This is a genomic window from Glutamicibacter sp. Je.9.36, from assembly GCF_051129975.1.
GTDB lineage: Bacteria > Actinomycetota > Actinomycetes > Actinomycetales > Micrococcaceae > Glutamicibacter.
This window is the reverse complement of the sequence record NZ_JBCPSN010000008.1, coordinates 1-24,214: the sequence shown is the minus strand read 5'-3', so window position 1 is coordinate 24,214 and position 24,214 is coordinate 1. Positions and strand designations below refer to the sequence as shown.

Genomic DNA, 24,214 nt, shown 5'->3' with positions numbered 1-24,214 from the left:
CGGTGCCCGGTGCCTATCCAGGCATCGGGCACCGCCTATTTGCGTGCGAAGGCTAGTTGATGATCTCGGCAGTGGGGTCATCGGCGATCCTTGCGATGCGTTCACGCCAGCTTTGCAAGGCTTCGGGCGACAGCCGGGTCCAATCGTGGACTTCACGGATCACCCGTACAGGATGCGCACTGCGGTAGGAACGCGTGGGATTGCCGGGGAATTTCTTGTCGGTGACATTCGGGTCATTTTCATACGCCCCGGTCGGTTCCACTTCATAGACATGGGCGGTCCCGTCCAGGGCCGCAATTTCGGCGGCCAACCCCGCGCCATCGGCAAATGCGGTGAAGTAGATGTGGTTCATGATGATTTCCGGACGATAATTCGACGGGAATCCGGCAGTCAAGACTTCTCCTGGCTGCAGTTCGGCTTTCGTGCCGTGGAAGAACGGGCCGTCATCAAGTTCATTGCTCATAGGCCAAGACGCTAGTCGCCATTGCCGGTTCATGAAAGGATCCGCCGCGTATCGCCACGTATATTGGGAAGTGAACCGACGACAGTATTTGGAGAGCAACGCGTGCCTATTTTGAACAAGGACATGACCCTATGCATTTCGTTATCTGGTCGACCATCTAATATCGGCACCCGGTTCCATAATTACCTGTATGAAGAACTCGGGCTGAACTTCATCTACAAGGCCTTCTCGACCGAAGACCTCGCCGGTGCCATCGCTGGTGTCCGGGCCTTGGGCATTCGTGGCTGTTCGGTATCCATGCCGTTCAAGGAAGACGTGATGAACATGGTCGATGAGATTGAGCCTTCGGCCAAGGCAATCGACTCGGTGAACACCATCGTGAATACCAACGGGCGACTGGTTGCTTCAAATACTGACTTCGAGGCGATCGCGACGCTCATCGAACGCCACCAGCTGGATCCTGAAAGTTCCGTGCTTGTCCGAGGCTCCGGAGGAATGGCCAAGGCCGTCGTGGCCGCCTTCCGCGAAGCCGGATTCAACGACCTGACGGTGCTGGCACGTAACGAAGTTTCCGGCCAAGCCTTAGCTGACAAATACGGTTACCGATTTACCAGTGCTGACCCGGCTCCAGGACACGAGATTCTTGTGAACGTAACGCCGCTGGGCATGGACGGAGCCCAGTCTGAGGAGCACGCGTTTAGCACCCAGCAGATTGAAGCCGCACGAACCGTCTTCGACGTGGTGGCTTTCCCAAGTGAAACACCATTGATCCGCGCAACACGAACTGCTGGCAAGCAGGTGATTACCGGGGCAGAAGTCATCGCCCTGCAAGCCGCGGCGCAGTTTCAGAAGTACACCGGCCACGCACTAAGTGAAGAGCAGGTATTGCGTGCCTCAGAATTCTCCCGGGAATCCTGAAGCCCCGAATATCACTACGCGCCCTAGTTGGCGGTATTCACCTGGCTTACGATGTTCTTTCCACGAAAAAATACCATCAGCAGGACGAAGAACGCGATCGGCAAGAGCACGATCAATCCCATGGATAGCAACTGGAAGAATTGCGTGTTCAATGCAATTCCATTCGTGTTCGGTACACCGTTCTCGGGCATGTAGTCGGCGTACCTTGCAGGCCTGGATGTCGCCCACAAGATGAAGAACCGGAAGATGAATGCACCTGCCGCGGTGATGGCGAGCGAGGGAAGCAGAAGTGACTGGTTGTCGGCACTTGTGCGCCTTATTTGGCATATACGGGCGAAGACCGATATTAGCGCCGAAGCGCCTAGACCCAGCGTGATGATCTGCAATAACCACGAATGAGCCATGACGAAAGACAAAGCCATCATCGCAATGCTCAGCGCAGTCAGGATTCTGATCTTCGACAGGAAAGTTCTAGATATGAACCGAACCTACCTTGTTAAAGGAAGAAAACCAGCCCCGGCAACTGAACACGGGTGATAGATACAGCAAGGGCCCGGCACTTTCGTGCCGGGCCCTGTTGCTGGTGAGCTGCTAGCCGCGCAGCACGACCTCGACTTCTTCCATCTGCTGGCCGGCAGGGTACTGGCCGTTGAACAGTTTCGAACCTGCCTCGGTGAGCACCGCCGAGAAGCGGGTCTTGACCAGGCCGAAAGCGTTCGAAACGCTGGTTTCGGTGAGCTCGGCAATGGCAACGCGTTCGCCGGCTTCGTCGATCGTGAGGCTGATGTTCTCGTCATGGTTCACGATGCGCGGTTCAAAGAGATCCAGCTTCATCATGCCGCCGTGCCCGGAGAAGGACACACGCCCGTTGAACCAGATTTCGTTTTCCGGTACCTCTGCAGCGGGGGAGACGGGGAACGCCAACGCGTTGCCTGCCTGCCATACCCCGTTGGCAGCTTCAATGCGTCCGTCGGCGAGGGAAGAAATATAGCTCACGAACGAGGTTTTCAGACCCCACTCAAGATGCGGCTGGAACGGATCGCCTGCTGGCGCACCACTTCCGGTCATTGTCTTTTCCCTCCACAGGATATCGGCGTGAAAATATGCTGTGGCCAGTATTTCATACTGGAGTTGGATCATGGCGACAGTTCTCTGCCAGCTAATCCAGCGTCATCTTCGGTTCAACTAGTGGACGGTAGGCAGACTGCATCGAGATCTGGGCATCCACGTAGCTGGTGCCATCGGCAAAGGCGATATCTGCTGTTGCCCACGACCCGTTCCAGTACTTGATCTCCAACTCGGTCGGCGAATATTCCTTCTGGACGTTCGCCTCGAGGTTGTTCATCGCGGTGTTGTAGCCGGTGATGCCCATGACCAGGCAGATGGCCGTCGCCACCACGGAGATACCGGCAGAAATGAACTCGGTGCGGATGGATGCGCGTCGCGCATAAGTCTGCTCCCCGTCACGCAGGCGGGTGAAGCCCTTGCGTCGGATCAGGGCGTGGATGATCAAGGGCAACCCGATCAGCAAGAAGATCACAGAAGCCGCCAGCGACACGAGAGGAAGGCTGAAGTCCACCGGTAGATACTCATCCATGTATTTACCCTACCCATGTCAGTGCATAACTTCTAGGGTTAAATCGCCTTGCCCGGGTTCAAGATGCCCTGTGGATCGAACACCGCGCGCACCCGTCGCTGCAGCGCAAGCGAGGTTTCGCCCAGCTCCTGGGCCAGCCAATCCTGCTTGAGCAAACCGATGCCGTGCTCGCCGGTGAGCGTGCCGCCCAGGGACTTGGCGAGGTGGAACATGTCTCCCAGCGCGGCCTTCGGCGCGCCGCTGGTGATGGATTGGCCTTCAGGCACCACGATGATCGGATGCAAGTTGCCATCGGCGGCGTGGGCGATAGTGAAGATCGATACTCCGCGTTCATCCTCGATGCGCTGCAGGCCGGCGAAGGCTTCGGCCAAGCGATTGCGCGGCACGCCGATATCGCAGATCGAGGCGGTGCCCAGCAGCTCCATGCTCGGGATCGCCTGGCGCCGGGCTTCGATCAGCGCCTCGGCCTGCTCCTGGTCCGTGGCGATCTCGATGTGCGCGGCCAGCGGGGCGATCGCATCCTGCAGGGCCTGCATTTCCAGCTGCGCGCCGTAGCCGTCGGTCTGCGCGAGCAGCAAAGCGCCGCCGCGTGATCCATGGCCGGTTCCGAGCGCCGCATCGATGGCCTTCAAGGTCTTGCCGCACATCAGCTCCAGCACCGATGGGGCCAGCCGTTCGGCGATCACCGCCGAGGCAGCCTTTGCAGCAGCCGCCTCATCGGGGAAGTAGGCGACCAAGGTGGAGGTGTGCTTGGGCTTCGGGCGCAGGCGCAGCAGCGCTTCAACCACAATGCCCAAGGTGCCTTCCGAACCGATCATCAGCGCATTCATGTCATAGCCGGCCACGCCCTTGATGGTCCGCCGCCCGGTACGCAGCAGTTGCCCGTCGGGCAGCACCACCAGCAAGCTGAGCACCGACTCGCGGGTCACCCCGTACTTGGCGCACCACATGCCCCCGGCGTTGGTGGCAATATTGCCGCCGATCGAGCAGATCGCGGTACTGGCAGGATCCGGGGCGTAGAACAGCCCGTGCTCTCCGGCGGCCCGGTTCACCGCCGCATTGAGCACGCCGGGCTGCACTACCGCGGTGGCTTCCACCGGATCGATTTCCAGGATCTTGTCCATCCGGGACAAATCGAGCACGATCTGCCCGGCCTGGGCGCTGGCCCCTGCCGCCAGCCCGGTGACGGCCCCGCGCGGGATGATCGTGGCGCCATGCTTGTGGGCCAGCTGCATCGCCAGCACCACATCATCGATGTCCTGCGCGAAGATCACCCCGTCGGCAAAGGTCGGGGGCACATAGCCGGAGCGGTCCACGCTGGCCTGCTTGCGGTCCTGCTCATCGAGCGAGGCCCGGGGATGGGCGCAAAGCACAGGACTGGTCGTAACGGTCATCTCGATCTCCTCGAAAATGCAGAACTGGCAGGACAGCTGCGCTGTCCTGCCAGATTGGTGCTATTGAACGAACGTGTCGGCGACGGCCAAGGCCTGCTCGAGGCGATCCAGCGCCTCAATGAGCACCTCATCCTCGATGTTCATCGCCGGCACCACATGCAGCCGGTTGAAGTTCGCGAAGGGCAGCAGCCCTGCGGCCTTCGCGGCGGCAACCACCTGGTTCATCTCCGGGCTGCTGCCTCCATAGGCGGCCAGCGGCTCGCGGGTTTCCCGGTTCTTCACCAGCTCGATCGCCCAGAACACGCCGGTTCCGCGCACCTCGCCCACGCTCGGGTGCTCGGCCGCGAACTGCGCCAGACGCGGCCCGATGATTTCCTCGCCCAGGCGCTGGGCGTTCTCCACCATGGCCTCGTCCTCCATCGCGGTGATGGTGGCTACCGCCGCCGCGCAGGCCAGCGGGTGGCCCGAATAGGTCAACCCGCCCGGGTAGACCCGCTCGCGGAAGGTCTCGAAGATTTCCGGGCTGATCGCCACCCCGCCCAGCGGCACGTAGCCGGAGTTCACGCCCTTGGCGAAGGTCAGCAGGTCCGGCACCACCCCGGCATGGTCCACTGCGAACCATTGCCCGCTGCGCCCGAATCCGGCCATCACTTCATCGGCGATGTACACGATGCCGTGCTTCTTAGTCAGCTCGCGCACGCCCTGCAGGTAGCCCGGAGGCGGCAGGTAGATGCCGGCGGTACCCGGAATGCTCTCCAGGATGATCGCGGCAATGGTGCCGGGGCCTTCGAGCAGGATCGTGTCCTCCAGATGCTTGAGCGCCCGGGCCGTTTCCTCTTCGGGAGTCGTTGAATTGAAGTAGGAGCGGTACGGGTAGGCCGGGAAGAAGCGCACCACCCCATCGGTTCCGTGGTCCGAAGCGAAGCGCCGCGGATCCCCGGTAAGGTTCACCGCCAGGTGGGTGCCACCGTGGTAGGAACGGTACGCGGAGAGCACCTTGTGCTTGCCGGTATGCAGCCGCGCCATGCGCACCGCATGCTCCACCGCATCGGCACCGCCATTGGTGAAGAAGATCTTGTCCAGCTGCCCGGGGGTGTGCTTGGCGATCAGCCGGGCCGCCTCAGAGCGCGCATCATTCACATGCTGCGGGGCGATGGTGGCCAGCTTGCCGGCCTGCTCCTGGATCGCGGCAATCACCTTCGGGTGCTGGTGCCCGATGTTCGTGTTCACCAGCTGGCTGGAGAGGTCGATCAGCGCGTTGCCCTCGCCGTCCCATACCCAGGAGCCTTCGGCCTTCAGGATGGTCATCGGGGCGAACGGCCCCTGGGCCTGCCAGGAGTGGAAGACGTGCTTGCGGTCCAGCTCGTAGGCGTGCTGGCCAGCGGCGATATCCGCTGCGGAAACGCCCTGCGTCAGTGGCTGTGCCAGTGGTTCAGTCATGGGTATCAGTCATTCTGCGGGAAGCCGAGGTTGATGCCGCCGTGGCTGGGATCCAGCCAGCGCTTGGTGATCACCTTGTTGCGGGTGAAGAACTTGAAGCCCTCCGGGCCGTAGGCGTGCTGGTCGCCGAACAGCGAGGCCTTCCAGCCGCCGAAGGAGTGGTAGCCCACCGGTACCGGGATCGGCACGTTGACCCCGACCATGCCCACCTGGATCTCGTCCTCGAAGCGGCGGGCCGCGCCGCCGTCGTTGGTGAAGATCGCGGTGCCATTGCCGTACGGCGAGGAGTTGATCAGCTCGATGCCCTCGTTGAAGCTCTCCACGCGCACCACCGAGAGCACCGGACCGAAGATCTCCTCGGTGTAGATGGACATGTCCGTGCCCACGCGGTCGAACATCGTCGGATGCAGGAAGAAGCCCTCGCCATCGGCATCCACGGTGCCGGTGCGGCCATCGAGCACCAGGTCCGCGCCGGCGGAGATGCCGGCCTCGATGTACCCGGCCACCTTCGCCTTGTGCTCGCCGGTGATCAGCGGGCCCATGTCGCAGCCGCGGGTGCCATCGCCCACGCGCAGCGTCTTGGCGCGTTCGGCGATCTTGGCCACCAGCTCATCGGCAATGGTGTCGATCGCGACGACCACGGAGATCGCCATGCAGCGCTCGCCGGCCGCGCCGAAGCCTGCGTTGACCGCCATGTCGGCGGCCAGGTCCAGGTCGGCATCCGGAAGCACCAGCATGTGGTTCTTCGCGCCGCCAAAGGCCTGCACCCGCTTGTTGTGCGCGGTGCCGGTGGAGTAGACGTACTGCGCGATCGGGGTGGAACCCACGAAGGACACGGAGTTCACGCGCGGATCGGTCAGCAGGGTGTCCACCGCCTCCTTGTCGCCGTGCACCACGTTCAGCACGCCCTCGGGCAGGCCGGCCTCGGTGAACAGCTCGGCCAGCCAGTTGGCGGCCGACGGGTCCTTCTCCGATGGCTTGAGCACCACCGCGTTGCCGGCGGCGATCGCTACCGGGAAGAACCACAGCGGCACCATGGCCGGGAAGTTGAAGGGGGAGATGATGGCCGAGACGCCGACCGGCTGGCGCATGGACTGCACGTCGATGCCGGTGGAGGCGTTCTGCGAGAACTCGCCCTTGAGCAGGTAGGGCGCGTTGCAGCACAGCTCGACGACTTCCAGGCCGCGGGCCACTTCGCCCAACGCGTCGTCCAGCACCTTGCCGTGCTCGGCGGTGATGATCGCGGCCAGCTCGCCCTTGCGCTCGGCCAGCAGCTGGCGGAAGTTGAACATGATCGCGGTGCGGCGGGCCAGCGAGGTGTCGCGCCACTTCGGGAAGGCCTGCGCGGCTGCGGCGATCGCATGCTCGGTGGTGGCCTTGGAGGCCAGCGCAACCTGGCGGGTGACCTCGCCGGTGGCAGGGTTGTAGATCTTGCCGGTGCGGTCATCGGCGGAGTAATTGGCGTTGTTGATCCAGTGCTGCAGCGTGCCGGTCAGCGTTGCGGTCATCGTATCGGCCTTTCGAAGTTGGGTGCCTGCCTTCATCATGGGTCATGGATGTGAGGGACAACACCATCACTGTGTCATGATTTAAGCACTAGTGCTGACGGAGTGTAAAAAATGCTGACGGTAGACGAGGTACTGCACCTGCCGGTGGTCCAGGCCGCCGACCCCCAGGTGCTCTGCGGAACAGGGATGGACGCGCCGCTTCGCTGGGTGCACGTGACCGAATCCACCGAGAACATCGACCTGCTGCTGGGCCGCGAGCTGATCCTCACGACCCTGCGCAACGTGAGCGACGTGCGCGCCTTCATCACCGCGCTGCGCGAAGCCGGGGCCGTCGGGGTCATCATCGAGGACCTTTCCGGCGCACCGCTGGACGTCGCCGACCTGGGCCTGCCGGTCATCGCCCTGCGCACCACCACCCGCTTCGTGTCCATCACCGAGGTCATCCACCAGAAACTCGTCGCCGAGCAGCTCGAGGCCGTCCAGTTCTCCCGCACGGTGCACGAAATCTACACCGGGCTCTCGCTGACCGAGGCCGACGAAGCGCAGATCGTGGACCGCACCGCGCAGCTGCTCTCGGCCCCCGTGGTCCTGGAAGATGTCCGCCACCACGTGCTCGCCCAGTCCGGCGCGCAACTGGAACACTGGATCACCCGTTCGCGCTTCGTCGGATTCCTGGAGCACACCGGACGCGCCACCGGCACCGAGAACTGGCTGCAGACCCCGGTCGGCGCGGTCCGCAGCCGCTGGGGACGGCTGATCGTCCCGGCCGTGCTGGAGGACGACGACCGCGCGGCCCTGGTGCTGGAACGGGCCGGCCAGGCGCTGACCATCGCCCGCCTGTCCGGGCGCGACCAGCGCGAGCTGCTCTACCAGGCGCGCACCTCCACGCTGCACGAACTGCAGGCCGGGCACAGCTACAGCGGCAAGGACATCGCCATCCGCACCCAGGCCCTGGGCCTGGCCGCCGCCCCCTACTATGTCCCGGTGGTCATCTCCCTGGCCGGTTCCGGCACGCCGACCGAAACCCAGCTGGCCGACCGCGCCCTGCTCGAAGTGCTCGACCAGCTGGCCGACACCCTGCACCTGGGCATCCTGGCCGGCTCGCTCAAGCCCGGGTACCTGGGGCTGATCCTGCCGCTGCGCGCCCGCGAACTGCTGGACTCCACCCTGCAGGGCTTCACCCGCCGGCTGGCCGAGCAGCTCACCGCGCCGGTGGCCATCGGCGTGGGGCCCGAAGGCACCCTGGCCACCAGCATCGCCGGGCTGGAGGAAGCCGCGCAGGTCGCGCAGATCGTCCCGCACCTGCCCACCCGAGCCCAGCCCTACTACCGCTTCGCCGACCTGCGCCTGCGCGGGGTGCTCTCGGCCATGGGCAGCGACCCGAAGCTGCGCACCTTCGCGCTGGCCGAGCTCTCCGGCCTGCTCAACCCGCTCGACCTTCCCGCCCTTGACCTGCTCGATCTCTACTTGGCCCACGGCGGGAACAAAACCGCGCTGGCCAAGGCGGGCTACCTCTCGCGACCCACCCTCTACTCCCGGCTGGCCAAGCTCGAAGCCAAGCTCGGGGTGCAGCTGGACTCCGCCGAATCCCGCGCCTCGCTGCAGGTGGCGCTGCTCTGGTACCGCATGCACGGCTGAGCTATCCACACTTGGCTCCCGGTGAGAAAACCCCGCAGGACGCCGCAGGCATCATGGGGGCATGAGCACAGAACAGGCACAGGCGCTGAAGGATCTGGTCGACGCGGAAGAACTCATCGCATCGGCCACCGCGGTCCTTTCCGGCGGGCCATTGAGCCCCGGCCACGCGGCCTGCTTTGCGCAGCTTGCTGACAAGCTCGCCCGCCGCCAGAGCCGCACCCAGCTGCACGCCGCCCATGCGCTGCGCCGCACGGGTGCCCACAAGCTCGACCAGGAATCCTTCCAGGCCGTCACCGAGGCAGGCGAGCACCCGAGCCTCGCCGCGTTCCAGGCGGCCGCCGGGCGCACCACCACTGCCCGCACGCATTTCAAGAACACGGCCGGGCTGCTGCACGGCTGGCTGGACATCCCGCGCAGCACGGTCCGCGACCGGCTGGCCCTGGTGGATTGCTTGCTTGGCGGTGTCGACGAGGCAGGGCAACCGCTGCCCGCCTGGTTGCCGGAACTGGCCGGGCAATTCGCCGACCCCGCCGTGGATCCCCGGCTGGTGTCCTCGGCCGCGCTGAAACTGCATTCGGCCCGCAAGGACTTCGGTGAAGGCCAGGCCGGGCAGGCCAAGAAGGACCAGCTGCAAGCCGAATCGGCCGCCTTCATCCGCAGCGAGCCCAAGGCCGCCCGCAGGCACATCAACGCACTGGTGGCTCAGGTGAAGTCCGGCCAGCGCCCGTTGCAGGCCCTGCTGGATGGGATCGGGATCTTCAAGAAGGGCATGCGCCAGGGCTTGGTCGAATACGTCCTGCGCGTCCTGCCCGCCCATGCGGCTATGATCGAAGCGTATTTCAACGCGCTGGACAACCCGGCCACCGTGTCCGGGAACCGCGAAGCCCTGGCGCACGCCGAGGCGCAGTTCACCGGGGCCCAGGACAGCGGCTGGGATGACGAGGAGTCGATGCCCGACTGGGCCAAGGACGGGGAACCTGCCGGTTCAGCACCCGAGGGATCCGCCGAACCTGAAGAACCCGAAGAACCCGAGGAACCTGACGAACCCGAGGAACCTGAAGAGCCCGAGGAACCTGCCGGCCAGGCCGCCACCCAGTTCGAAGAGCTCAAGCCAGAACGACGCCGGCTCGTAGGATTCCTGGCCTTGCTGATGACCGACCGCAACCAGAGCGGTTCGCCAGGGAAGCAACCCGGGTTGGCGGTACCGCAGGTGAGCATCATCCTGGATTACGAGAAGATGAGACGCGACGGCAAGGAATTCGCGGTCACTTCCACCGGGATCCAGCTATCCCCGGGCGAAACCAGAGCGGCATTGTGCACGGCCGGAATCTATCCGCTGGTGCTGAACGGCCAGAGCCTTCCCCTGGATCTGGGCCGCACCCAGCGGCTGTATAGCAAGGCGCAGGGCCGCGCCATCCGGGCAGCCTATCGAGGGTGCCTGTATCCGGGATGCAGCATGCCCGCCGAACGATGCGAACTGGATCATCTCGACGCGTGGGAAAAGGGCGGCAACACGGACATCGAGTCCGCGGCCTTGGGATGCATGATCCACCATATCGGCAGGCATTGCGGGTTGTTCCACGCGGTGAAGATCCCTGGATGCCGGCCGATGGCCCTGCTGTCCAAGGAACTCGACCCGCAGCAGAAACTCCGCGTGAACACCTACTGGATGACCCCGCAGGAAGCCCTGGCGGCCGACGCCCTCGCCGAGCGCATGACCGCGAAGTGGCGTGCCGGGGAACTGGACGTCGAGATCGTGGAGCCCTAGGCATCCTCCGGGTAGGGCCACCGCACATCTTTGCGAACTCCATCGGACCACTGGGCGATCCACTCTCCGGTGCCTTCGGAAACATCGCGGACCCCTGCCTCCAGCCACTGGAACTTCCCGTCCAGCAGGTCCGCGGCGAGCCGCCCATCGGTACGCGTGGTGTTCTTCCAGAGCCTGTCGAAATGCTCCTCGCAGCGTTGCGCGGCCTGTTCGCAGAAGGCCAGGGCAAGATCCTGCGCCGAGTCGCGCTGGCCAGACGGGGACTGCGGCAGCGCGGTGGTCTTGGCGATCACCGCGGACATGGCGAACAGCTCCGCGCCGATATCCACGATATGGCCCAGGAAGACCTGCTGCTTTTCCAGGCCGGCCTGCCAGCGCGCCATCCCGGCGAACGTCTGGCGTGCCAACCGCCGCGAGGTCCGCTCCACATAGCGCAGGTGCTTGGCCAATGGGCCGTGCTCGGAATAGGAATTCGGAAGCGAGCCTGCGCCCATCGCAAGCTTGGGCAGCCAACGGGCATAGAACCCCGAGGCATCCACCGCCGCCCGGGCCTTGTCCTGGATGCTCGACCCGGCACGCGCCAGGTCCCCGGCCGCCTGCAGGTGCGCATCCACGGCCTCGCGGGCAATCAGCAGGTGCATGATTTCGGTGGAGCCTTCGAAGATGCGGTTGATCCGCAGGTCGCGCAGCATCTGTTCGACCGGCACCGCCCGCTCGCCGCGCGCTGCCTGCGACTGCGCGGTCTCGAATCCGCGCCCGCCGCGGATCTGCAGCAGCTCATCGGCGATCGTGCAGGCAGCCTCCGAAGCCCAGAGCTTGGCCAGTGCCGCCTCGATTCGGACATCCTTCATGCCGGCATCGGCCAGCCGGGCGGACACCTCGAACACCGCTTCCAGCGCATAGCTGCTGGCCGCGATGCAGGCGAGCTTGCCGGCGACGGCTTGGTGCTTGCCGACCGGGTGGCCCCACTGCACGCGGGCCGCGGACCATTCACGGGCGATCTTCGTGGACCATTTGCCGGCCCCGGCGCACATGGCCGGGATGGACAAGCGCCCGGTGTTCAGGGTGCTCAGCGCGATCTTCAGCCCCGAACCTTCCTTGCCCAGGCGGTTGGCCGCCGGCACGCGCACCGAGCGGAACCGGGTCACCCCGTTCTCGATTCCGCGCAGGCCCATGAACTGGTTGCGGTTCTCGACGGTGATGCCCGCGGTATCGGCCTCGACGATGAAGGCGGTGATTCCGCCGCGACCTGCAGGCTCGCGGCCCAGGGCCTCATGCGGCTGCACCGCGGCCATCACCACGAGCAGCTCGGCGACCACCCCGTTGGTGGTCCACAACTTCGCGCCATCCAGGACGTAGTGGCTGCCGTCGTGACTGAGCCGGGCTTCGGTGCCCAACCGTGCAGGGTCGGAACCGACATCGTTCTCGGTGAGCAGGAAGGCGCTGATGGCTCCTGCCGCGCAGCGCGGCAGGTACTCGCGTTTTTGCTCCTCGGTGCCGAAGGACTTCACCGGTTCGGGGACGCCGATGGACTGGTGGGCCGAGAGCAGCGCGCCGATGGCCGGGGAAACCACGCCGACGCGCATCAGCGCCCGGCCGTAGTCCAGCAGGCTCAGCCCCAGTCCGCCGTATTCGACCGGGATCTTCATGCCGAAGGCGCCGATGCGGCGCAGCTGGGCAATATATTCGCCGGGGATGCGCGCCTGGGCTTCGATGCGCTCCGGGTCGATGCCATCGAGGACCTCTTCGAGCTGCGGCAGGAATTCCTGTCCGCGTTCTGGATGCAGGGCGCTGGGCAATGGTTCGATCAGGGAGAAGTCCACGGCCCCCATGTACAGGCCCTTGGCGAAGCTGGGCCGGTCGAACTGCTCGCGGGACTCCTCGGCGACTTGCCTGGATTGGTCGGCGTTGATTTGCATGGCGATCCCCTTTGGCTCGGCGATCGGCCGCGGCGCCATCGCCTGGTGGCACCAGCGTAGCTGCCAAACCCCGGGGTTGCTAGAGCGCGTGCAGGTGGCCGCGGATCCCCTGGCCGGCGTCGTGCAGGTTCTCTCCTTCGAGCAGCACGAACGCCTGCCCGAAGGTCAGCTCATGGATCTGCGATGCCGTTTGCCCTAATTCGCGGGCGATCCGTGCGGTGCTGGCCCGATGGTCGCGCTGCAAGGAGGGGAAGACCAGGGAGAAGACCCGGGAGACCAGCTGCTGGTGCTCCTGGTCCGGTTCCAGCGCCAGCTCCTGGGACAACCACTGGTAGGCGCCTTCGCCCAGCAAGCCGCGGGCACGCGAATGCGCGAGGATTACCTGGGCCGGTGCACCGAACTGCTCTTCGAGTGCCAGCAGCTGCGGGATCTGCAGGGAATCGGAGACCCGCACCTGCAGGGACAGGGAGGGCAGGAGCAAGCGTGCCGCGAATTCGTCGGCCTCGCGTTCCGCGGCGGCCACCTGCTCGCGGTTCTCGCCCAGCGAGGAGTGCATCAGCAGATGCCCCAGCTCGTGGGCCATCGCCAGGCGCTGTGCATTGCGGCTGCCGGCGGCCAGGAAGATGAAGGCCTGCCCGTCTTCCCAGAAGCTGAAGGTCTTGACCGCTTCGAGCGAGGCCGGCAGGCTCAGCACCCGCACCCCGCGGGCTTCGAGCAGATGCAGCAGATCGGGCAGCGCGCCGCATCCCAGATCCCATTCGGTGCGCAGATGCGCGGCGGCATCTTCCGGGGTGAAGCCGCACAGCTCGGGGATCCCGGTGTGCGGGAGCCGGAAGTTCCGCGTGATCAGGTTGTAGAGTTCCACGCCGTTGCGGCCCAGCGCGGCTGCGGCGACTTTCTGCGCGGTGCTGGTGCGGCGCGGGGAGCGGAAGAAGATCCGTTCGGTGTCGATGCCCTGGGTCGCGGGAAGCCGGAAGAACTGCGGCGCGCAGCCCAGCGCATCGGCCAGCGCAAGGGAAAGATCCTCGGGAGCATGGGCGAGTTCGCGCTCGCAAATACCCAGCGAGGCGGCCAAGGCGGACCGGCTCAGCGCTGCACGTTCGCGTGCCAACCTGATTCTGGTCGGTTCCAAAGTCATGAGGTTCCTGCAATCTTCCAAAAGGCGATCTTGATCGTCTAATGACCTCAGACTAGTGGCCTATGCCACAAAGCACCAATTGCGTGCAGCTTCGTGAAGTAACACGCTCTGACTTGCGAAAAGGCTCGCAGGCGGTGCCTGCGAGCCTTCGTGGCGCTAGATCTTGCTGGCCGCTTCCTTCAGCACGGTGCGCAGGATGGATTCGATCTGGTCGAACTCCGGCTGCCCGATCGTGATGGGCGGAGCCAGCTGGATGACCGGGTCGCCGCGATCGTCGGCGCGGCAATACAGTCCCGCCTCCCACAGGGCCGGGGAGAGGTACCCGCGCAGCAGGCGTTCGGACTCCGCGTCGCTGAAGGTCTCCTTGGTCGCCTTGTCCTTGACCAGCTCGATCCCGTAGAAGTAGCCGGCGCCCCGCACATCGCCGACGATGTCCAGATCGGTGAGCTTGGAGAGCGTGGACTTGAACGCGTCGGCGTTGTTCTTGACGTTCTCGTTCAAACCTTCCCGCTCGAAGATGTCCAGGTTCGCCATCGCCACCGCGGCTGCCACCGGATGCCCGCCAAAGGTGTAGCCGTGGTAGAAGGTGGTATCGCCCTTGGTGAAAGGCTCGAACAGCTTGTCGGAAACGACCATCACGCCCAGCGGGACATAGCCACTGGTCAGCGCCTTTGCCGAGGTGATGATGTCCGGGACGTAGCCGAAGTCGTTGCAGGCGAACATCGAGCCGATGCGGCCGAACGCGCAGATGGTTTCGTCGGAAACCAGCAGCACATCGTATTCGTCGCAGATCTCGCGGACCCGGTCGAAGTACCCCGGTGGTGGCGGGAAGCAGCCGCCGGAGTTCTGCACCGGTTCCAGGAAGACCGCCGCCACGGTGTCGGCGCCCTCGAATTCGATGGCTTCGCGGATGCGCTCCGCGGCCCACAGCCCGAAGTCCTTCTCGTTGTCGGCGAACATCTGCGGTGCGCGGTAGAAGTTGGTATTCGGCACGCGGAAGGTGCCGGGGACCAAGGGCTCGAACGGGGTCTTCATATCCGGCAGCGAGGTGATGGCCAGGGCTCCCTGCGGGGTGCCGTGGTAGGCCAGGGCGCGTGAAATGACCTTGGTTTTGCCCGGCTTGCCCTTCATCTTGAAATGCTGCTTGGCCAGCTTGAAGGCGGATTCGACCGCCTCGCCGCCGCCGGTGGTGAAGAAGACGCGGTTCAAGTCGCCCGGTGCATAGCTGGCCAGGCGCTCAGCCAGGTCGATCGCCGGTTCGTGGGCGTAGGACCACAGCGGCATGAAGGCCAGCTTCTCGGCCTGCTTGGCCATGGCTTCGGCCAGTTCGGCGCGCCCGTGCCCCGCGTTGACCACGAACAGCCCGGCCAAGCCGTCGATGTATTCGCGCCCGGCATCGTCGTAGATCTTGTGCCCCTCGCCGCGCGAGATGATCGGAACATGCGCGCCGCTGGAAATTCCGGAGTGCCGGGCCATGTGCATCCAAAGGTGATCGCGAGCGGCTTGCTGGCGATCGGTACCACGTGGTGTGTTCATCGTGTTCCCCAGTTGTATTCCTGTTTTTTGAGTGAAAGGTAGGTGTACGTATTGGTGCTGACCACGCCTTCGAGCCCGCGGATCGTTCCGATCACGCGCAGCAGGTCCTCATCGTTCGAGCAGATGACCTCCGCGAGGATGTCCGAGCTGCCGGCAGTGACCACGCAGTAGTCGACTTCCGGAAGTTCGGCGATCCGGTCGGCGGTGCCGCTGATGTCGCTGGCGGCGACGACGCCGATCATGGCCTGGCGGGTGAAGCCCAATTCCAGCGGGTTGGTGACTGCGACGATTTGCACGACGCGGCTCTCGACCAGCTTCTGCACGCGCTGGCGCACAGCCGCTTCGCTCAGGCCCACTGCCTTGCCGATGGCGGCATAGGAACGCCGGCCATCTTCCTGCAGCTGCTCGATGATCTCCTTGGAAATTTCATCAATGGCCTGTGCCGTATGCGAGGGCAGCGTCATATCGACCTCCTAGGTCTAAGGGACTTTCCACAGACCCTACCGTCACTGATTCAGTTGCGAAAGGGGTATTTTTGAAAGTTTTCAGTTTTCGTAACGTAATTTTTACAAGGAAACTTGCGTTCGGGTCTTGTTGGACCTGTGCATTGCTGGCAGGATGAACGACAACACTTTCATGTGTGGCCGATCACATTCGTCGTTAGGATTCCAGCCATGTCGCACTCGCAACGCCGACTTCCGCAAGACCCCCAAGTCCGCGCACTGGTCCAGGCCATGAGCCAGCGCAGCTACTCCCGCCGCAGCGTGCTTTCCGCGGCCGGCGCATTGGGCCTGACCGGGCTGCTCGCAGCCTGCGGCACCGGAGGAAGCAGCACCAAAGCCGCACCGTCGATCGAGGACATTTCCGCAAACGACCCCACCGTGAACTGGGCCAACTGGACCCTGTACCTGGATTACGACGACGAGAAGAAGAACTACCCGACGCTTGAGGCGTTCACCGAGCAGACCGGCATCAAGGTGAACTACCGCGAGGATATCGACGGCAACGACACCTACTACGGCAAGGTGCAGGGCCAGCTCAAGGCAGGCCAGGACATCGGCCAGGACGTCATCACGATGACCGACTGGATGGCCGGCCGCATGATCCGCCAGGGCTACGCCCAGGAGCTGGACCTGGCGAACATCCCCAACTCGGCCAACCTGCTGCCCAACCTCAAGGACGTGGACTTCGACCCGGGACGCAAGCACTCTCTGACCTGGCAGTCCGGCTACGCCGGCATCGCCTGGAATAAGAAGGCATTCCCCAAGGGCCTGAAATCCGTCGAGGACCTCTGGGATCCAAAGCTCAAGGGCCGCATCACCGTGCTCGATGAAATGCGCGACACCATCGGCCTGCTGATGCTGCACAACGGCGTGGACATCGCCGGCCAATGGGGCGAAAGCGAATTCGGCGCCGCTGCCGACGTGCTGCGCGAGAACATCGGCAATGGCCAGATCCGCCAGGTCAAGGGCAACTCCTACAAGGAGGACTTCGTCTCGGGCGATGCGATCGCCGGCATCGTCTGGTCCGGCGATATCGTGCAGATGAACTTCGAGAACGATGACCAGTGGGAGTTCGTGATCCCCGAGGCCGGCGGCACCCTGTGGAGCGACAACCTGATGGTCCCGGTGGCCTCGCCACGCAAGGCCAACTCCGAGAAGCTCATGGACTTCTACTACGACCCGGCCGTGGCCGCGCAGGTCGCAGCCTACGTGAACTTCATCTGCCCGGTGGTCGGCGCCCAGGAAGAAATGGAAAAGATCGATCCGGACCTGGTCGGCAACCCGCTGATCTTCCCGACCGATGAGGATCTGGCCAAGGCGCATGTCTTCCGCTCGCTGGAAGCGGAAGAAGAGACCGCTTTGAACTCTGAATTCCAGAGTGCAATCGGCGCCTAGAAAGCGGGGAACACCATGACTCGCCAACGAGCCATCTACTGCCAGCGCCTGCCCAAGGGCCACGGTCCGGGCCCGGCCCGCGCCAGGGACGTCGTCAACCGGGCACCCTCCGCACGTGCTGTACCGGCAGCAGAAACCGATTTCCACAACCAGTTCCAGGAAGTGATAGGGGCATGACAACCTTGGCAACGCGTACCGAAACCACTGCCACCGGCGCGGATCTGCACCTCTCGGGCATCACCAAGCGCTTTTCCAGCTTCGTGGCGGTCAAGGACCTGGATTTGGTGGTCCCTTCGGGCACCTTCTTCGCCCTGCTCGGACCCTCCGGTTGCGGCAAGTCGACCACCCTGCGCATGATCGCGGGCCTTGAGGCCCCCAGCGAGGGCAGCATCTCGATCGGCGGCCAGGACGTGACCGCGCTGGCCAGCCACCAGCGTCCGGTGAACACCGTGTTCCAGTCCTATGCGCTGTTCCCGCACATGAGCGTGCTGGAAAACGTGGCCTTCGGGCTCAAGCGCAAGAAGGACAAGCAGGCGATGGAGAAAGCCAGGGCCGGGCTGGACCTGGTGGAGCTCGGGCACCTTGCCAATCGCAAGCCGATCCAGCTCTCGGGCGGGCAGCAGCAGCGCGTGGCCCTGGCCCGGGCGCTGGTCAACCGCCCGCAGGTGCTGCTGCTCGATGAGCCCCTCGGGGCACTGGACATGAAGCTGCGCCGCCAAATGCAGCTGGAACTGAAGAACATCCAGACCGAAGTCGGCCTGACCTTCATCCACGTCACCCACGACCAGGAAGAGGCCATGACCATGGCCGACGTGGTCGCGGTGATGAACGGCGGACGGATCGAGCAGATGGGCCCGCCGCGCGAACTCTACGAACTGCCCAAGACCGCGTTCGTCGCGAACTTCCTGGGCAAGTCGAACCTGATGCGCGGCACGGTCAGCGGCAATGACGCCGGCATGCTCAGCGTCATGGTCAACGGCCAAGCCATCTTGCTGCCGGCCGACCGCGCCGTGCAGGCCTCAGGGGAGGTGGTCGTCGGGGTGCGCCCGGAGAAGATCACGATCTCGCGCGATGGCTATGCGGGGGAGAACCGCTTGTCCGGCACCGTGGTCGACGTGTCCTTCACCGGCACCACCACCGAGTACCTGGTCGAGGTGGACGGGATCGGCACGCTCGGGACCTTCGCGCAGAATCGCGGCCAGCAGCCGGCTGCCGAAGGCGACACCGTGTACCTGTCCTGGGAAGCGCAGCATTCCTTTGGCCTGGCCGGTGCCGAGCACGAGGATGCCGGAGTTGACCAGCCATGACGGTCATGACCAAGAAGGGCATCGTCGACCTGCGCAGCCCCGAGGAGATCCGGGCGGAGCGGCGCAAGGGCCGCACCGGCGTCTACCTGATCGCCCCGGGCATGCTGGTGCTCGCCCTGTTCTTCGCGCTTCCGGTGGTAGTCCTGCTGGCAATGAGCCTGTACGTGAAGCCCGAGGGCGGGGAAATCGGCGAATTCGTGCCGGGTTTCGAAATCGGCAACTACGCCACGGTGCTCGCCGCCTACTGGCCCGAGCTGCTGCGCTCCTTCGGGTTCGCGCTGATCGCCACCGTCCTGGCCTTGCTCATCGGTTTCCCGATGGCCTACCTGGTGGCAGTCCGCTTGCGCGAGAAGACGTTGCTGCAGGGCATCTTGCTGGTGCTGCTGATCGCCCCGTTCTTCTCCAGCTTCATTCTGCGCACCCAGGCCTGGAAGCAGATACTGGCCGACGAGGGGTTCATCGCCCAAACGCTGAAATTCCTGGCGATCCTGCCAGCCGACGGGCACCTGACCGCCACGCCGTTCGCGGTCGTCGCGGGCCTGACCTATAACTTCCTGCCGTTCATGGTGCTGCCGATCTACGCTAACCTGGGCCGGCTGGACACCCGCCTGCTCGAGGCCTCGGGGGATCTGTATGCCAGCCCGATGACCTCCTTCTTCAAGGTGACGCTGCCGATGAGCGCCCCGGGGGTCTTCGCCGGCACCCTGCTGACGTTCATCCCGGCCGCCGGCGACTACGTGAACGCGGCCCTGCTGGGCAATAACCGCAATACGACGATGATCGGCCAGATCATCGATTCCAGATTCTTCAAGGTCATCGATTACCCGGGCGCCTCGGCGTTGAGCTTCGTGCTGATGGTCTCGATCCTGGTCCTGGTCACGATCTATATCCGCCGCTTCGGGACCAAGGAGCTGATGTAGCATGAAGCAGAAAATCGGACGCTGGTTCATCCCTGCTGTCGGCGGGCTGGCTTTCATCTACCTCCTGGTCCCGATCGCGTACATCTTCGTGTTCTCCTTCAACGATGCCGGCCGCACCAACCTGGACTGGCGCGGCTTCACCCTGGAGAACTGGCAGAACCCCTGCGGCGCTCCGGCGGTCTGCGAATCGCTGGTGCACTCGCTGCAGGTCGGCACGGTGGCCACGATTGCCGCCACCGCCTTGGGCACGCTGATCGCCATCGGCCTGGTCCGCTACAAGTTCCGGTTCCGCAAGCTCACCGATGTGCTGATCATCTTGCCGTTGGCTACTCCGGAGGTCGTGCTCGGTGCTTCGCTGCTGGCACAGTTCCTGAACCTCGGTTGGGAACTGGGCTACGCCACCATCGTGATCGCCCACATCGTGTTCTGCATGTCCTTCGTGATCGTCACCGTCAGGGCTCGTGTCTCCTCGCTGGATCCGCGATTGGAAGAAGCGGCCGCCGATCTCTACGCCTCGCCGCGTGCGGCGTTCTGGAAGGTGACGTTCCCGCTGCTGCTGCCAGGCATTGTGGCCGCCGCGCTGTTGTCCTTCGCGATGAGTTTTGATGATTTCATCATCACGAACTTCAACTCCGGCACCTTCCAGACCTTCCCGAAATTCATCTATGTGGCAGCTACCCGCGGCATCCCGGCCCAGGCGAATGTCATTGGTTCGGCGATGTTCATCCTTGCCCTGCTCGTGGTGGTCATCGGACAGGTGATCAGCTACCGGAAGAAGAAACAGCTGGAGAATTCCTAGGTTCCAAAGGCCCGCGCTCTTCAGCGCGGGCCTTTGGCTTGCCAGCTGGTCAAAAAGCAGGGATCGTCACTAGCATGAGCGTTACCCAGCTCGCTCCTTGCGCCCTCTGGGACCTGCACGTTGTTGGACTGGCGCTAGGCCTCCGGCCGTTTGCTGCTCTTGCAGTGAATTGCAGGACCATCGCCTGCAGGATGCAGCCGGGCCCAAAGGCCATTAGGGTGGCTGGCGGAACGAAATATTGGCAGAGAGCCGAAATGCGGGCATCTGACATATAGTAAATACTTAGCTTTACAATATATGGTCTACAGGTTGATACCTTGCTGGCCTGTAGGTGCAGGTCTATGAACGATTGGAAACTTCATGAGCGATAAGCCAGTTTGGCTCTCCGGGCCTGAACGCGACGCCTGGCTTGGACTGCATGCTGTCATGACTTTGCTTCCGGCGGCCTTGGATTCCGATCTGCAGGGCCTGGAAGGCATCACGCTTTTCGACTACCACATGCTCGCCATGCTCTCCGAGGCCAAGGTACATCAGCTGACCATGACAACGCTGGCTTCGCACACCAGTGCTTCGCTTTCGCGACTGTCGCATGTGGTCAAGAAGCTGGAGAAGCGCGGCTGGGTTACCCGCGAGCAGTCCGCAGAAGATGCCCGTGTGAAAATCGCCTCATTAACGCAGGCCGGATGGGAAGCCGTGCAGCAGATGGCGCCTCACCACGTTGCCTCGGTGCGCGGACTTCTCTTCGATACCCTTGATGACAAGGACGTTAACGATCTCACGCGGATCGCACGCAAAATTACAACTTCGCTTGATGCGGATCATTGGATCCTGAATTCGGAAAACCCCGATTTGGAACACTGAGGAATTCTCGATAAGCTAATCAGGCGTTAATCGCGTGTGTTGTTATGCCGTCTAACAGCAGAACAAATGCGCGTTGCCCGTAATACCGAATATCGTGGCCGACTGAGTACGGGGAAATTGCTCGACCGGTTGCGAAGTTCACCGACTTACATACTTTAAGGCTCTTCGGTTGGTTCTCACCCAGCCTGGTTACCTTCCTAGTGTGCAGTATTAACGGTGTTTCACTGGTTGGCGGGACTCATAACGCAGAAGCGGTGTCGATATTTTGGTATGGGCACTGTGCGCGAGTACCGCCGAATTTTACTACTAACTAACTGAGGAGTGATCATGGCAGCTGTTTGCCAGGTAACCGGTACTACTCCGGCCTTCGGACATAGCATCTCCCACTCGCACCGTCGCAACAAGCGTCGTTTCGATCCGAACATCCAGAAGAAGACCTACTACGTGCCTTCCCTGCGCCGTAAGGTGACCCTGACCCTGTCGGTCAAGGGCATCAAGGTCATCGATGCTCGCGGTATCGACGCTGTAATTGCTGACCTGATTGCGAAGGGTGTGAAGCTCTAAAAATGGCAAAGAAGGATAAGGACGTACGTCCGATCATCAAGCTGAAGTCCACCGCTGGAACCGGTTTCACTTACGTAACCCGTAAGAACCGTCGTAACAACCCTGACCGCATGGTCATGAAGAAGTACGACCCAGTCGTCCGTAAGCACGTTGAATTCCGAGAGGAGCGCTAAGACATGGCCAAGAAGTCCAAGATCGCAAAGAACGAACAGCGCAAGGTCATTGTCGAGCGTTACGCTGCAAAGCGTCTCGAATTGAAGAAGACCCTGGTTGATCCAAACGCAACCGACGAAGCTCGCGAAGCTGCACGCGTAGGCCTGCAGAAGCTTCCACGCGATGCTTCCCCGATCCGCGTTCGCAACCGCGACGCTATCGACGGTCGCCCACGCGGCACCTTCCAGAAGTTCGGTATCTCCCGTGTTCGCTTCCGCGACATGGCACACCGTGGTGAGCTTCCGGGCATCACCAAGTCTTCCTGGTAAGACCTGCAAGTCTTTTGACTTAGCAAGCCGCCTTCCCTTTCGGGAGGGCGGCTTCGCCTTTTAACGCCGCCACCACCGGCGTTTCACCGGTGCCTTCTCTGCCACCGGTGCAGGTTCTGCCGCCCGGCGTTCCTGCCACGCAAGCACCTCTGCGGTGGAATCGCGCAAAGCGGTGATCACCGGCGGGCCTCCAAGCAGTTGCCGCCGCGCCTCGATAATGCGGGCATTGAAATCCTCGACGTGCTCCCGCACGGCCCGCTCGGAGGGCAAGCGGTCCAGGGTCTGCTCCATCTGCTCATCTTCCACCCGCAAGGTCAGCGCCGGTGGGCCCAGCCCGGTAAGCTGCTCGCGGCGCATCATGGACTTCAGCCACCAGTCGGGATCGTCATTGCTGGTGATATGGTCGATCTTCTGGCCCGAGAGCGCAAGATTGTCGAAGTCCCCGCGGGCGAAAGCCTCATCGAGCACGGAGTTGGCCACTTCCCATGCCTCGTCCTCGGCATGCAGCTGCAGCGGCGTCTTCTGCTTCTCGACGGGAGCCATCCCGGTGGCCTGCGCATACTCGTCCACCGGCAACGGCTCGCTGTCCTGCTTCATCTTGTACCGGGCCGCATTCAGTGCGGCATCCTCGCTGTGCTCCATCTTCCAATGATCCCACCGCGTGCCTGAGCCCGGCAACGGCACTGGAGACTTTCCGAAGCTTTTCTTGGGGGAGCTGGGAAGATAAAATCATTCCCTTCGGGTTCGGGCGCTTCGCCAAGGATCCAGTGCCCCGCAAGCGGCTGCGAGGTGGCTGGAGATCGCCATAAGCGGCCATGTCCCACCCGCAATCGGGCATTATCCCTGTAGTAGCGTGTATTCCATGAAGCCAGCGACGCGCTATCCGAGACCCGCAACTGACATCTACGCGAACCGGCAGCGGTGGGCGCCGCTGGGCCAAGGCAAGACCGTTGTGGTGACCGGCGCGAATAGCGGCCTTGGCTTCTTCGCGAGCCTCGGCTTGGCGCGAGCCGGTGCGCAAGTCATCCTGGCCTGCCGCAACCAGAGCCGTGCGGAGCATGCCATGGAGCAGATCCGGTTGCGCGTACCGGCGGCCAGCGTGGAATTCATGCAGTTCGACTCTTCGCGCATGGAATCCGCCATGGGACTGGCAGCTGAACTGCGCAATCGGCCATTGGATGCGCTGATCGCCAATGCCGGGGTCATCCGGGCGCCGCAGAGCCGCGTCGAGGGCCTGCTGGGCCATGAGCTGACCATGAGCACCAATTTCATCGGGCATGCGCGACTAGTCGGCGAGCTGGCCGAACGCTTCGCCCAGCCGCTGCGGTTCATCGGGCTGGGATCGATGTCCACCCGGATGCTGGCTACCGATCCGCAAAACCTGGCCTTGACCCGCGACTACCATCCATACCGTGCCTATGCGCAGTCCAAGGCGGCAGTGCAGGCCTTCACCCTGGCCCTGGACCACCGGCTGCGCCAGCTGGAACTGCCGGCTCGCGCGCTGGCCATCCACCCGGGGTATTCGCTCTCCGGGCTGACTCCGCAGGTGCCCAACATCAACGAACCGGACTTTGCCAAGCGGCTGATCGGCCAATTGCAGTCCAGTTTCGCGCAGGGCAAACATGAAGGTGCGGTGGCCTTGGTCGAAGCGGCTTTGGCGCCGGAACTCGAAGACGCGCCCCGAGGCAGCTACTTGGGGCCGAAATACCTCACGAAGGGTCCAACGGCACTGGCCAGCCCGGCGAAAGCGACCCGCGGCAAGGAGCTGCAAAGCAAAGCCTGGGAACTTTTCGTGGAGGCAAACGAAGGCCTCGATCCGTTCGCGCTGTAGGTCCCGGGTGAACTTTCACACCCTTGATTTGGCGAAAATTCAGCAGAATCCGCAAGATGATGCACTTTTTGTCGCTTTCAGCTGGTAAGTTCAACTCTTGATAAGTCCGTGCGACCGTGCGGCGTTCGGGGCCCGGAAGAGGGCTTTGGATCACTAGTCCAGGAGGACCATACATTGGCTATGAACCGTAGCGAACTTGTTGCTGCTGTTGCAGCGAAGACCGAAAACTCCCA

General features: G+C 63.5%; 25 protein-coding genes. 13 read left to right on the top strand and 12 right to left on the bottom strand.

Annotated elements, in window-relative coordinates; all coding sequences use genetic code 11:
• Positions 1–52: 52 nt before the first annotated feature.
• Positions 53–463 (bottom strand): NAD(+)--rifampin ADP-ribosyltransferase, encoded by a 411-nt coding sequence (gene arr, locus AAZQ98_RS16320; protein ID WP_434693740.1) that lies wholly within the window; start codon positions 461–463, stop codon positions 53–55.
• 102 nt (positions 464–565) lie between these two features.
• On the opposite strand from arr, the gene AAZQ98_RS16315 reads away from it, so the two are divergent.
• The gene (locus AAZQ98_RS16315) at positions 566–1,381 is read left to right on the top strand and encodes a shikimate 5-dehydrogenase (protein WP_359195629.1); all 816 of its coding nucleotides are present in this window, start codon (positions 566–568) and stop codon (positions 1,379–1,381) included.
• Positions 1,382–1,404: 23 nt separating this feature from the next.
• Here the strand turns inward: AAZQ98_RS16315 and AAZQ98_RS16310 are convergent, their stop codons facing one another.
• From AAZQ98_RS16310 to AAZQ98_RS16285, 6 genes are all read right to left on the bottom strand, one after another.
• Positions 1,405–1,803 carry a hypothetical protein gene (locus tag AAZQ98_RS16310; RefSeq protein ID WP_434693736.1) on the bottom strand — a complete coding sequence of 133 codons (399 nt, stop codon included), beginning with the start codon at positions 1,801–1,803 and terminating at the stop codon, positions 1,405–1,407.
• Positions 1,804–1,972: 169 nt separating this feature from the next.
• Positions 1,973–2,449 (bottom strand): HtaA domain-containing protein, encoded by a 477-nt coding sequence (locus AAZQ98_RS16305; protein WP_286134134.1) that lies wholly within the window; start codon positions 2,447–2,449, stop codon positions 1,973–1,975.
• 91 nt (positions 2,450–2,540) lie between these two features.
• Positions 2,541–2,978, bottom strand: coding sequence for a hypothetical protein (locus AAZQ98_RS16300; protein WP_434693733.1), 438 nt, complete (start codon positions 2,976–2,978; stop codon positions 2,541–2,543).
• A gap of 38 nt (positions 2,979–3,016) precedes the next feature.
• Entirely contained in the window at positions 3,017–4,372 is a 1,356-nt protein-coding gene (locus tag AAZQ98_RS16295) for an FAD-binding oxidoreductase (RefSeq protein WP_434693731.1), read from the bottom strand.
• Positions 4,373–4,432: 60 nt separating this feature from the next.
• Positions 4,433–5,812 (bottom strand): aspartate aminotransferase family protein, encoded by a 1,380-nt coding sequence (locus AAZQ98_RS16290; RefSeq protein WP_434693728.1) that lies wholly within the window; start codon positions 5,810–5,812, stop codon positions 4,433–4,435.
• Between the two features lie 5 nt (positions 5,813–5,817).
• Complete coding sequence (locus tag AAZQ98_RS16285) at positions 5,818–7,320, bottom strand: CoA-acylating methylmalonate-semialdehyde dehydrogenase (protein WP_434693726.1); 1,503 nt, start codon at positions 7,318–7,320, stop codon at positions 5,818–5,820.
• A gap of 111 nt (positions 7,321–7,431) precedes the next feature.
• Between AAZQ98_RS16285 and AAZQ98_RS16280 the strand changes: the two genes are divergently transcribed.
• Both AAZQ98_RS16280 and AAZQ98_RS16275 read left to right on the top strand, forming a co-directional pair.
• Complete coding sequence (locus AAZQ98_RS16280) at positions 7,432–8,958, top strand: PucR family transcriptional regulator (protein WP_434693724.1); 1,527 nt, start codon at positions 7,432–7,434, stop codon at positions 8,956–8,958.
• A 61-nt stretch (positions 8,959–9,019) separates the two neighbouring features.
• Complete coding sequence (locus tag AAZQ98_RS16275; RefSeq protein WP_434693722.1) at positions 9,020–10,726, top strand: HNH endonuclease signature motif containing protein; 1,707 nt, start codon at positions 9,020–9,022, stop codon at positions 10,724–10,726.
• Here AAZQ98_RS16275 and AAZQ98_RS16270 read toward each other — a convergent pair.
• The 4 genes from AAZQ98_RS16270 to AAZQ98_RS16255 all read right to left on the bottom strand — a co-directional run bounded on the left by AAZQ98_RS16270 (position 10,723) and on the right by AAZQ98_RS16255 (position 15,783).
• Positions 10,723–12,645, bottom strand: a complete 1,923-nt coding sequence (locus AAZQ98_RS16270) for an acyl-CoA dehydrogenase family protein (RefSeq protein ID WP_434693719.1) — start codon at positions 12,643–12,645, stop codon at positions 10,723–10,725. The genes AAZQ98_RS16275 and AAZQ98_RS16270 overlap by 4 nt on opposite strands.
• Positions 12,646–12,724: 79 nt before the next feature.
• Positions 12,725–13,783 (bottom strand): ImmA/IrrE family metallo-endopeptidase, encoded by a 1,059-nt coding sequence (locus tag AAZQ98_RS16265; RefSeq protein ID WP_434693716.1) that lies wholly within the window; start codon positions 13,781–13,783, stop codon positions 12,725–12,727.
• 156 nt (positions 13,784–13,939) lie between these two features.
• Positions 13,940–15,319, bottom strand: coding sequence for an aspartate aminotransferase family protein (locus AAZQ98_RS16260; protein ID WP_434693713.1), 1,380 nt, complete (start codon positions 15,317–15,319; stop codon positions 13,940–13,942).
• Entirely contained in the window at positions 15,316–15,783 is a 468-nt protein-coding gene (locus tag AAZQ98_RS16255) for an Lrp/AsnC family transcriptional regulator (RefSeq protein WP_105657044.1), read from the bottom strand. Before AAZQ98_RS16255 ends, AAZQ98_RS16260 begins: the two co-directional genes overlap by 4 nt.
• A 210-nt stretch (positions 15,784–15,993) precedes the next feature.
• Between AAZQ98_RS16255 and AAZQ98_RS16250 the strand changes: the two genes are divergently transcribed.
• From AAZQ98_RS16250 to rpsN, 9 genes are all read left to right on the top strand, one after another.
• Positions 15,994–17,217, top strand: a complete 1,224-nt coding sequence (locus AAZQ98_RS16250) for an ABC transporter substrate-binding protein (protein WP_434693709.1) — start codon at positions 15,994–15,996, stop codon at positions 17,215–17,217.
• Between the two features lie 15 nt (positions 17,218–17,232).
• A complete protein-coding gene (locus AAZQ98_RS16245) occupies positions 17,233–17,394 on the top strand; it encodes a hypothetical protein (protein ID WP_434693706.1) in 162 nt (53 codons plus the stop codon).
• Positions 17,391–18,524: an ABC transporter ATP-binding protein gene (locus AAZQ98_RS16240; RefSeq protein ID WP_332485886.1), complete on the top strand. Its 1,134-nt coding sequence runs from the start codon at positions 17,391–17,393 to the stop codon at positions 18,522–18,524. Before AAZQ98_RS16245 ends, AAZQ98_RS16240 begins: the two co-directional genes overlap by 4 nt.
• Positions 18,521–19,444 (top strand): ABC transporter permease, encoded by a 924-nt coding sequence (locus AAZQ98_RS16235; RefSeq protein ID WP_105657041.1) that lies wholly within the window; start codon positions 18,521–18,523, stop codon positions 19,442–19,444. The genes AAZQ98_RS16240 and AAZQ98_RS16235 overlap by 4 nt, the downstream gene beginning before the upstream one ends.
• Position 19,445: 1 nt before the next feature.
• Positions 19,446–20,243, top strand: a complete 798-nt coding sequence (locus tag AAZQ98_RS16230; RefSeq protein ID WP_133833539.1) for an ABC transporter permease — start codon at positions 19,446–19,448, stop codon at positions 20,241–20,243.
• 360 nt (positions 20,244–20,603) lie between these two features.
• Positions 20,604–21,104 carry a MarR family winged helix-turn-helix transcriptional regulator gene (locus AAZQ98_RS16225; RefSeq protein ID WP_434693701.1) on the top strand — a complete coding sequence of 167 codons (501 nt, stop codon included), beginning with the start codon at positions 20,604–20,606 and terminating at the stop codon, positions 21,102–21,104.
• Positions 21,105–21,431: 327 nt separating this feature from the next.
• On the top strand, positions 21,432–21,668 hold the full coding sequence (gene rpmB, locus AAZQ98_RS16220; protein WP_013349911.1) for a 50S ribosomal protein L28: 237 nt from the start codon (positions 21,432–21,434) through the stop codon (positions 21,666–21,668).
• A 2-nt stretch (positions 21,669–21,670) separates the two neighbouring features.
• Positions 21,671–21,841 (top strand): 50S ribosomal protein L33, encoded by a 171-nt coding sequence (gene rpmG / locus AAZQ98_RS16215; protein ID WP_013349910.1) that lies wholly within the window; start codon positions 21,671–21,673, stop codon positions 21,839–21,841.
• A 3-nt stretch (positions 21,842–21,844) separates the two neighbouring features.
• On the top strand, positions 21,845–22,150 hold the full coding sequence (gene rpsN, locus AAZQ98_RS16210; RefSeq protein ID WP_013349909.1) for a 30S ribosomal protein S14: 306 nt from the start codon (positions 21,845–21,847) through the stop codon (positions 22,148–22,150).
• A gap of 60 nt (positions 22,151–22,210) precedes the next feature.
• Here the strand turns inward: rpsN and AAZQ98_RS16205 are convergent, their stop codons facing one another.
• Complete coding sequence (locus AAZQ98_RS16205; protein ID WP_434693698.1) at positions 22,211–22,792, bottom strand: DUF1992 domain-containing protein; 582 nt, start codon at positions 22,790–22,792, stop codon at positions 22,211–22,213.
• 220 nt (positions 22,793–23,012) lie between these two features.
• On the opposite strand from AAZQ98_RS16205, the gene AAZQ98_RS16200 reads away from it, so the two are divergent.
• Entirely contained in the window at positions 23,013–23,981 is a 969-nt protein-coding gene (locus AAZQ98_RS16200; RefSeq protein WP_105657037.1) for an SDR family NAD(P)-dependent oxidoreductase, read from the top strand.
• Positions 23,982–24,214 lie beyond the last annotated feature (233 nt).